The organism is Ancylobacter sp. GW821-FHT10E12, from assembly GCF_058809335.1.
Map to the genome: position 1 here is coordinate 1 of NZ_JBXASN010000036.1, position 9,286 is coordinate 9,286.

The following is a 9,286-nucleotide window of genomic DNA, read 5'->3' on the forward strand; positions in this document are numbered from 1 at the left end:
GGCGTGGTGCGGGCGCTCGCCCGGTCGGTCGCCGGAACGATGGGCTCCGGCGCGGCGGCCGCCCCCTCGGCCTCGGGGCGCCGGGTCGTCAGCCCGGCCGCGGCCAGCCGACGCCGGAACGCCGAGATGACCCCCGGCTCGGTGGCGGGCAGGGCGCCGCCCTGGCCGACGAATACTTCGAAGAGCGCGGCCTCGATGCCGCGGAATACATGGTCGGTGCCGTTGGCGGGATCGGCTATCCGCACTTCGGCCGTGCCGCTCTCGTCGACCTGCCGCGTCACCACCAGCTCGGAGCGCAGCGTCGGGCGGCGGTTCTCGCGAGACGGGTCGTGAGCGGCGCCGGAGGCCGGGGATGAATCGAAGGTGTCAGCCATTTCGGCTCCTCAACTGCCGAACTCGTCCGGCCGTGCGCCCGATCCGACCCTGGCCATGCCGGGTGGCACCTTACGCAGAATTCCGCGTCTTGCCATTCTTGTCCATCGATCAATTCAAAATCGGGGCTTCGCGTGGCCGGCGCGGCTTTTAGCATGGGAAGGTTACTATCCGCCTAGTATGAACATCCCTCCGCGGCGTCCCACCGCACCGCCGGCTGGCGGGGCCCGGCCGCTCCGTGGCTGGCGCGCATCTTGCTTGTTTTTGCCGTCCGCCGTGCGCCGCTTCCGGCGCGGACATATCCGCCTTCGGTGTCCCGGTACAGTTTGTCGACTATACCGCGCGATCAATGGTGTCTGCGACGTATTGAAGTCGCGGACGCGCCGTTTTTTATTTTGCCGGCAGCCGGCCTTCAGCGATGAAGGGCGGGTGTATTCGTTGTGCGCAGCAGCTAAACAGCGCGCGTCATGATGCCGCTAAATATATGACGAGCCGGATACCGGGTCTATGCCGTCGCTGCTTGTCAATTGCCATGCGGCGACGTAGCCTTAAACCGGCGACAGCTGAGGGGCGGTGCGCCGAATGCCGAATAGGGGTTTCCTTTCGGGTATCCGGTTAAGGTAGTGCGGAATGGCGATGAATAGAGCGGGTAGTCGGGCGATCGCGCGGGGTGGTCGCTCGGAGCTGAAGGACGCCGTTACGGCGCTTCGCGACGGCAATGCGGCGGGGGCGCGCGCCTTGTTCGAGGAGATCGTGCGGCGTCGCCCGGACGATGCGCATGCCTATGTCGGCCTCGGCCGCGCCTATTTCGCCGAGGAGGATTTCTCGGCCGCGCTGGAGCATTTCCAGGCGGCTCTCGACATCGATCCCGAGCAGAAGATGGCGCTGCTGTTCAGCGCCGAATGCCGGGCGCGGCTCGGCGACACCACGCGGGCGATGGAGGATTTCGAGGAGGTCAGCCAGATCGATCCGTCGATCTCCGCCGGCCATATCCGCATCGCGCGGCTGCACCAGGATCGCGGCGAGTTCGCCGAGGCCGAGCAGCATCTGAAGGAGTCGCTGGCCTTCAATCCGCAGCAGGCGCAGATCCGCATGCTGCTCGCCGATCTCTACGAGCAGCAGGGCAAGTTCGAGGCCGCGCGCGAGGAGCTGGAACGGCTTCTCGACATCAAGCCCAACAGTTCGGTGGCGTTCTACAAGCTCGGCCGCCTGTCGATGCGCGAGCATAAATACGAAATGGCGCGCCGGCTGTTCGAGGAAGCCGGGCAGCTGCAGAAGGACAACGCCAACATCCACTACGCGCTGGGCGGGGCGCTGATGGCGCTCGGCTCGCACGACAAGGCGATCACCGCGTTCGAAAAGGCACGCAAGCTCAATCCGCGCCTGGTCATCGCCGCGCTCAACATCGCCGACTGCCACGAGGCGGCCGGCCGCTACCAGGAAGCGCTGAACATCCTGCGGGATCTCAGCAGCAACCGCCGGCGCAGCGGCATGATCCACAAGCGCATCGGCGACATCTACACCGCCATGGGCCGCTTTGGCTACGCGGTCGAGGAGTATCGCGCCGCGGTGTTCAACCTGCCGGACCTTCTGGAGAAGCGCCCGGACATAGCCGCCCTGATGGACAGCAAGGACGAGGACGAAACCCTCGCCCGCCAGTTCAACGGGGCCTTTGCCGGCATCAAGGGGGAGATGCAGCACGATCCTGTCGCGCGACCGAAGATCCGCGACAAGCGCCCCACACAGAAGCGACGACGCACCGCATTGCTGAGCCGGCGCAGCGAAAGCTGAGCGCCTGATCGCAATCGGCCGTTCCGAGCTTTTCATGAGTTGGATTGACTATGCCTCGCAACCTTGTGTTCATGATCCTCGACAGCTGTCGCTATGACAGTTTCGTACGAGCGAAATCGAAGAACTTCCGGCGTCTGGGCGAGATCGAGCAGCGCTGGTCCTATGCGTCCTGGACGGCACCGTCGCATTATTCCTACCTGATGGGCCTGGTGCCGCACCGCTCGCCGCAGCACGTCTATGCCTCGGAAGTCTACAAGAAGGACTTTTCGAGTTGGGTCGGCCGCCTGAACGTGCCGGATCTCGGCTTCAACAAGTTCATTCCGCAGCTTTCGCTGGCCAAGGTGCTGGGCGACCACGGCTATATCTGCAAGGCCAAGGTCTCGATGCCGGTGCTCAACGGCTTCACGCTGCTGAACCGCTATTTCGCCGACTACAAGCTGATGTCGAACCATAACGACTTCGCCGGCATGGTGAAGGAAATCGAATTCTCGGCCGATCAGCCGCATTTCTATTTCCTCAATCTCGGCGAGACCCATTACCCCTATATGCTGGACGGCTCGAAGCTGCCGCATATTTCCGGGGTGCACGGGGCGATCAAGTCGCTGGCGCATTCGGGCGACGGCGGCCAGACCGGCACGACGACCGACGAGTTCTTCGACGCCGATGCGCTGCGCGAGCTGCACGAGCAGCAGATCCGCTGCGTCGATTATGTGGACGAGCTGTTCGGCGCGCTCCTCGAGAAGGCGCCGCCGGACACGTATTTCATGGTGATGGCCGATCACGGCGAAGCCTTCGGCGAAGGCGGGTATTTCGGCCATGGGCCGGTCATGCACGAGAAGGTTTTCGAAGTGCCGTTCGTCGAAGGCTTGCGGCCTTCGTGAGGGCCGCGGCCGCATTCCTGCGGCCAGGGCCGGCGTGAGCAGAGGTTTGAAGAATCGTGAACCAGCTTGCTGTCTCCCGTAGGGGCGGGACGGAGCAAGGCAGCGGAGACTGTTTTATGAACGAAACCGAGGAAGACAAGCTGACCGCCAAGCTGGCGGAATTGAAGAAGCGTCGGGCCGAGGCGGCGGAAGGCGAGGGGGAGGCGGCCGTTGCGGAAGGCCTGTCCCGTCCGCGTACGCCGCGTGAGGCGAGTTCCGAGGAAGATGTCGCCGCCATGGCCTCCAAGGGAGGCAAGGGCGGCGGCGACCGGCCGATGATGCAGCGGCTGCTGGCCAAGAAGGGCGCCGGCGGTGGCGCAGGCCTCGGCGGTGGCGCGGGTCGCGGTGGCGCGGGCCTTGGCGGCGGCGCGGCCGGCGGTGGCGCCGGCAACAGCGATCGCCGCGCGGCCATTCTCAAGCGGCTGATGGCCAAGAAGGGCGAAGCCGGCGGTGCGGCCGGCGGCGGAGCTCTCGCGGCCGGTGGCGGCGGCGGAGCGCTCGCGGCTGGTGGCGGCGGCGGACGCGGCGAGATGCTGCGCAAGCTCATGGCCCGCAAGGCCGAAGGCGGCGGCGCGGCCGGCGGCGGCGGTGCTGCCCCGGCGGCTGGCGGCGGTGGCGGCGGACGCGGCGAGATGCTGCGCAAGATCATGGCGCGCAAGGCGCAGGGTGGCGGCGGGGGTGCCCTGGCCGTTGCGGAGACGACGGACGACAAGCAGAACGCCCAGGAACGGCTGGAAAAGCTGATCGCCCGCCTCGAAGACAAGCTGAACAAGCTGGACGGCAAGTAGAACCTGCCTGCGGGGCGCCGCCGTTGTGGCGGAGCCTTTCGACAAGCGGGCCGCTTCCTCTACGGCAGGCGTCCCGCAAGCGGCTGTTCCGACAGCCGGCCGGAGAGTAAGGTCGTGCGCGCGCCGGCCGCGGCGAGAGGGTGGGAAGCGACAATGGATCGTCTCGTTCAGGTCATGGCCCTGACGCCCGCCGGCTATGCTGACGCATCGCTGGCGATCGCTGCCACGCGCGCGGGGTTCCTCGGCATTCTCAACGGCGAGATCGGGCCGCTGCCACGGGCGGCGCTGGCGCATCTCGCGGTGCATGCGCGCGGGCCGTTCGGCCTCAAGGTGCCGCGTCTCGACGGCGACGTGCTGGCGCTGGTCGAGGCGCATTCCGCTGCCGGCCTCAACTGGCTGGTTCTCGACGCCGCCCCCTTGCTGGCCGATCCCGCCCCGATCGCGCGGCTCAGGCAGTTCGGCGTCGAGACCCTGGTCGAGGTCACCGAGTGGGACGACCGCCTCACCGGGCTGGAGGGCGTCGCCGGCCTGCTCGTCAAGGGCCACGAGGCGGGCGGGCGCGTCGGCGAGGAAACCAGCTTCATCCTGCTGCAGAAGGCGCTGGCCCGGCAGGGCAAGCCGGTCTTCGTGCGCGGCGGCGTCGGCCTCCACGGCGCGGCGGCGGTCATGGCGGGCGGGGCGAGCGGCGTGGTGCTCGACGACCAGCTGCTGCTGCTGAAGGAATCCCCGCTCGGCGAGGCCGCGCGCGCGGCGCTCGGCGGCCTCACCGGGCTGGAGACCGCGCTGGTCGGCCCGGACGAGGCGCACTGGCGCATCTTCGAGAAGCCCGGCTTCCGCCATGTGCGCCAGCTGCGCAAGGCGATCGCCGGGCTCGACGGCGCCGGCGTCGCCGCGGCGGTCACCGCCGAGATCGGCTGGGCCGATCCGATGGCGGCGATCATGCCCATCGGCCAGGCGGTGGCCTTCGCCGCCCCCTTCGCGGCGCGCTACGGCTCGGTCGGGCGCCTGTTCCGCGCCCTCGCCGAGGAAGCCGGCACCCGCGCCGCCGCCGCCGCCGAGATCGATCCGTTCGGGCCGGGCAAGGGCGTCGCCGACAGCCACGGCACCCTCTATCCGATCGTCCAGGGCCCGATGACCCGCGTCAGCGACACGGCCGGCTTCGCGCAGGCGGTGGCTGAGGGCGGCGGCCTGCCGATGCTGGCGCTGGCGCTGATGCGGCCGGAGCAGGTCGACACGCTGCTGGCCGAGACCGCCGAGCGGCTCAAGGGCAAGCCCTGGGGCGTCGGCCTGCTCGGCTTCGCCCCCGCCGAGCTGATCGCCGGCCAGATGGAAGTGGCGCGCAGGCACGTGCCGCGCTTCGCCCTCATCGCCGGCGGCCGCCCGGACCAGGCGCAGAACCTGGAGGATCAGGGCGTCTCCACCTATCTGCACGTCCCCTCGCCGCGGCTGCTCACCATGTTCCTCGAACAGGGCGCCCGCCGCTTCGTGTTCGAGGGCCGCGAATGCGGCGGCCATGTCGGCCCGCTCTCCAGCCTGGTGCTGTGGGACGTGATGGTGACGACGCTGCTGGAGAACGTGCGCGATCCCGAGATCGCGTCGCGCATCCATGTGCTGTTCGCCGGCGGCATCCACGACGCCCGCTCGGCCGCCATCATCTCCGCCCTGGCGGCGCCGCTGGCGGCGCTCGGCGTCAAGGTCGGCGTGCTGATGGGCTCGGCCTATCTGTTCACCCGCGAGATCGTCGACAGCGGCGCCATCGTGAAGGGCTTCCAGGAGGAGGCGCTCGCCTGCGAGGTGACGGTGACGCTGGAGACCGGCCCCGGCCATGCCAGCCGCGCCACCCTCAGTCCCTTCGCCGAACATTTCTTCAACCGCCGCAAGGAAATGGAGGCCGAGGGCCGCTCGGCCGACGAGATCCGCGACGAGCTGGAATCCTTCACCCTCGGCCGGCTGCGCGTGGCCTCCAAAGGCACCGAGCGCTCCGGGCCGGAGGGCAGGATCAGGAAGGTGCCGGTCGCCCGCCAGAAGCTGGAGGGCATGTTCATGATCGGGCAGGTGGCGACGCTGCGCGATGCCGTCGTCTCGGTCGCCGACGTGCACAAGGCGGTGAGCGAGGGCGCCCGCGCGGTGCTGGAGCCGCCGGCGCTGGCGCTCGCCGCCGTCGCCCGCGACGCCGTCCCGCGCCCGAACCCGGTCGACATCGCCGTCATCGGCATGGGCGGCGTGTTCCCCAAGGCGGGGAACGTGCGCGACTATTGGGAGAACATCCTCGGCCACGTCGACGCCATCACCGAGATTCCGGCGCATCGCTGGGATTGGCGGCTGTATTTCGACGCCGACCGCACCGTGCCGGACAAGATCTATTCGCGCTGGGGCGGCTTCCTCGACGACGTGCTGTTCGACCCCATGCATTACGGCATCCCGCCCAAGGCCATCGCCTCCATCGATCCGCTGCAGCTGATGACGCTGGAAGTGGTGCGGGCGGTGATGGCCGATGCCGGCCTCGACAATATCGCCGAGACCCGCGAGCGCGTGTCGCTGATCCTCGGCGCCTCGGGCGGGGCGGGCGATGTCGGGGCGCAATATGCGGTGCGCTCGGAAATGCCGCGCTTCCTCGGCGAGCTGGACCCCTCCGCCGCCGCGCGCCTGCCGAGCTGGTCGGAGGATTCGTTCGCCGGCATCCTTCTGAACGTCGCCGCCGGCCGCGCCGCCAACCGCTTCGACATGGGCGGGGTGAACTTCACCGTCGACGCCGCCTGCGCCTCCTCGCTCGCCGCCGTCTACCAGGCGGTGCTGGAGCTGGAGACCGGCCGCTCCGACGTCGTGCTCGCCGGCGGCGTCGACACGGTGCAGGGGCCGTTCGGCTATCTCTGCTTCTCCAAGACGCAGGCGCTGTCGCCGCGCGGGCGCTGCTCCACCTTCGACGCCTCGGCCGACGGCATCGTCATCTCCGAGGGCATCGCCATGGTGGCGCTGAAGCGCCTCGCCGACGCCGAGCGCGACGGCGACCGCGTCTATGCGGTGCTGAAGGGCGTCGGCGGGTCGAGCGACGGCCATGCCCGCTCGATGACCGCCCCACACCCGGACGGGCAGATCCGCGCCATGCGCCGGGCCTATGAGATGGCCGGCTATTCGCCGGCGACCGTCGGCTTGTTCGAGGCGCACGGCACCGGCACCGCGGCGGGCGACGCCGCCGAGCTGGAGACCGTTACCCGCCTGCTCGGCGAGGCCGGGGCGAGCCCGCGCAACAGCGCCATCGGCTCGGTGAAGACGCTGATCGGCCACACCAAGGCCACCGCCGGCATTGCCGGCCTGATCAAGGCGACGCTCGCCGTGCATCACGGCGTGCTGCCGCCTCATGGCAAGCTGGAGACGCCGAACCGCGCCATCGCCGACGCGAAATCGCCGCTCTACGTGCTCGACGAGCCGCGTCCCTGGGTGACGCCGGAGGGCCAGCCGCGCCGCGCCGCGGTCAGCGCCTTTGGCTTCGGCGGCACCAATTTCCACGTGACGCTGGAAGCCTATGAGGATGCCGGCATCGCCCGCACCGCGCCGGCGCCGCAATCGCGCTGGCCCTACGAGCTGCTGGTCTGGCGCGGCGCCGACGCCCCGGCGCTGGCCGCCGCCATCCGCCGCACCGCCGGCCTGCTCGCCGGCCAGCCGAGCGCGCCGGAGCTGCGCGACCTCGCCGCCACGCTTGCCGCCGCCGCCCCGGCGGCCGGGCTCGCCGCGACGCTGGTCGCCACGATGGGCGAGGACCTGCCGGCCCGGCTGGCGGCGCTCGCCGCCCATGTCGAGGGCGCCGGCGTCGCACCTCCCGGAGGGGCGTTCAGCGCCGAGCCGGCGCTGAGGAACGGCGGCAAGCTCGCCTTCGTGTTCCCCGGCCAGGGCGCGCAATATCCCGGCATGCTGCGCCACACCGCGATGCTGTTCGCGCCGATGCGCGCCGCGCTCGCCCGTGCCGACGTGCTGCTGCACGACGAGATGGAGGCGCTCGGCCTGTCCGGCGGCCGGCTCAGCCGCGCCATCTTCCCGGCCGGCGTCTATGACGAGGCCGCGCAGGAGGCCGCCGCCCGCGATCTCACCCGCACCGATGTCGCCCAGCCGGCGCTCGGCGCGGTGGAGGCCGGCCTGCTGCGGCTGATGAAGGGCTTCGGCCTGACGCCGGACATGACCGCCGGCCATTCCTATGGCGAGCTGGTGGCGCTGCATGCCGCCGGCGTCTACGGCCTCGACGACCTGCTGCGCGTCTCGGCGGCGCGCGGCCGGGCGATGGTGGAAGGCGCCAAGGGCGGCGATCTCGGCACCATGCTGGCGGTGCGCGCCGCCCGCGCCGATGTCGAGAAGGCCATTGCCGGCCTGCCCGACCTCGTGGTCGCCAATCACAACGCCCCGCGCCAGACCATCCTGTCCGGCACCCGCGAGGCGATTGCCGGCGCCGCGCAGAAGCTCGACGCCGCCGGGCTGTCGAGCACGCCGATCCCGGTCGCCGCCGCCTTCCACTCGCCGCTGGTCGCCCCGGCCCGCGCGAGCTTCGCCGCCTTCCTGGAGAGCGTCGATTTCGCCGAGCCGGCCGCCCCGGTCTTCGCCAATGCCACCGCCGGGGTCTATCCCCCCGGCGCGGCGGCGGCCAAGGAGGTCCTGGCCGGCCAGCTGGTCACCGGCGTCGAGTTCGTCGCCGAGATCGAGGCGATGTACGAGGCCGGCGCGCGGGTGTTCGTCACCATCGGCCCGAAGGCGATCCATGCCGGCATGGTGCGGCAGATCCTCGAAGGCCGGCCGCACCGCGCGGTCGCCACCGACGACGAGGCGGGCGGGCTGCAGGGGCTGCTGACCGCGCTCGGCGCGCTGCTGGCGGAAGGCGCGAGCCTCGATCTCGCCGCGCTGTGGGCCGGCCGCGACACCGTCAGGCTCGATGCCCGCACGCTGGCGCCCGCTCCCCGCAAGCCGGTGCCGGAAAAGCATATGTGGTGGCTCAACGGTTCCGGCGCCCATCGCGTCGGCACCGAGCCGAGGAAGCCGCTGACGCTGGAAGACGTGCTGGCGCGGGCCAAGGCCCCGGCGACGCTGATGGCGCCGGAGGCACCGGCGCTGGCCGCCCCGGTGGCGGCTCGGGCGCTGCCGAACGGCGCCGCCCGCTCGATGAACGGATTGCACAGGACTGCAACAGGTACGATTGAAACGGGGGAGAGGCCTCCTATGAATGATCAGGAGACGTCGGAAGACGTTTATTACACCGATGCCGGCGGCGGCAGCGGGGTGATGAGCGACTTCCAGAACACCATGCAGCGCTTCCTTGCGACGCAGGAAAGCGTGCTGCTCGCCTATCTCGGCGCCCCCGCGCGCCCGGCCGCCGCTCCGTCGGCGCGCCCGGCGCAGCGGCCGCTTCCCACGCGCCCGGCGCCGACCCTGATG

5 protein-coding genes are annotated in these 9,286 nt (G+C 70.3%); 4 read left to right on the top strand and 1 reads right to left on the bottom strand.

Annotated elements, in window-relative coordinates; genetic code table 11:
* Positions 1–374 (bottom strand): hypothetical protein (locus tag AC1RU4_RS26010; protein WP_492894737.1); only part of this gene is annotated, 374 nt, incomplete at its 3' end.
* Positions 375–1,002: 628 nt separating this feature from the next.
* On the opposite strand from AC1RU4_RS26010, the gene AC1RU4_RS26015 reads away from it, so the two are divergent.
* The 4 genes from AC1RU4_RS26015 to AC1RU4_RS26030 form a co-directional block, all read left to right on the top strand.
* Positions 1,003–2,163, top strand: coding sequence for a tetratricopeptide repeat protein (locus tag AC1RU4_RS26015; protein WP_492894739.1), 1,161 nt, complete (start codon positions 1,003–1,005; stop codon positions 2,161–2,163).
* A 50-nt stretch (positions 2,164–2,213) separates the two neighbouring features.
* Positions 2,214–3,044: a sulfatase-like hydrolase/transferase gene (locus AC1RU4_RS26020; protein ID WP_492894741.1), complete on the top strand. Its 831-nt coding sequence runs from the start codon at positions 2,214–2,216 to the stop codon at positions 3,042–3,044.
* Positions 3,045–3,160: 116 nt separating this feature from the next.
* On the top strand, positions 3,161–3,871 hold the full coding sequence (locus tag AC1RU4_RS26025) for a hypothetical protein (protein ID WP_492894743.1): 711 nt from the start codon (positions 3,161–3,163) through the stop codon (positions 3,869–3,871).
* A gap of 153 nt (positions 3,872–4,024) precedes the next feature.
* Positions 4,025–9,286 (top strand): beta-ketoacyl synthase N-terminal-like domain-containing protein (locus AC1RU4_RS26030; protein ID WP_492894745.1); only part of this gene is annotated, 5,262 nt, incomplete at its 3' end.

What these genes read in the sequence shown, in the direction of transcription:
- AC1RU4_RS26015 (WP_492894739.1), top strand. Translation starts at nt 1,003, where the DNA reads ATGGCGATGAATAGAGCGGGTAGTCGGGCGATCGCGCGGGGTGGTCGC.
- AC1RU4_RS26020 (WP_492894741.1), top strand. Translation starts at nt 2,214, where the DNA reads ATGCCTCGCAACCTTGTGTTCATGATCCTCGACAGCTGTCGCTATGAC.
- AC1RU4_RS26025 (WP_492894743.1), top strand. Translation starts at nt 3,161, where the DNA reads ATGAACGAAACCGAGGAAGACAAGCTGACCGCCAAGCTGGCGGAATTG.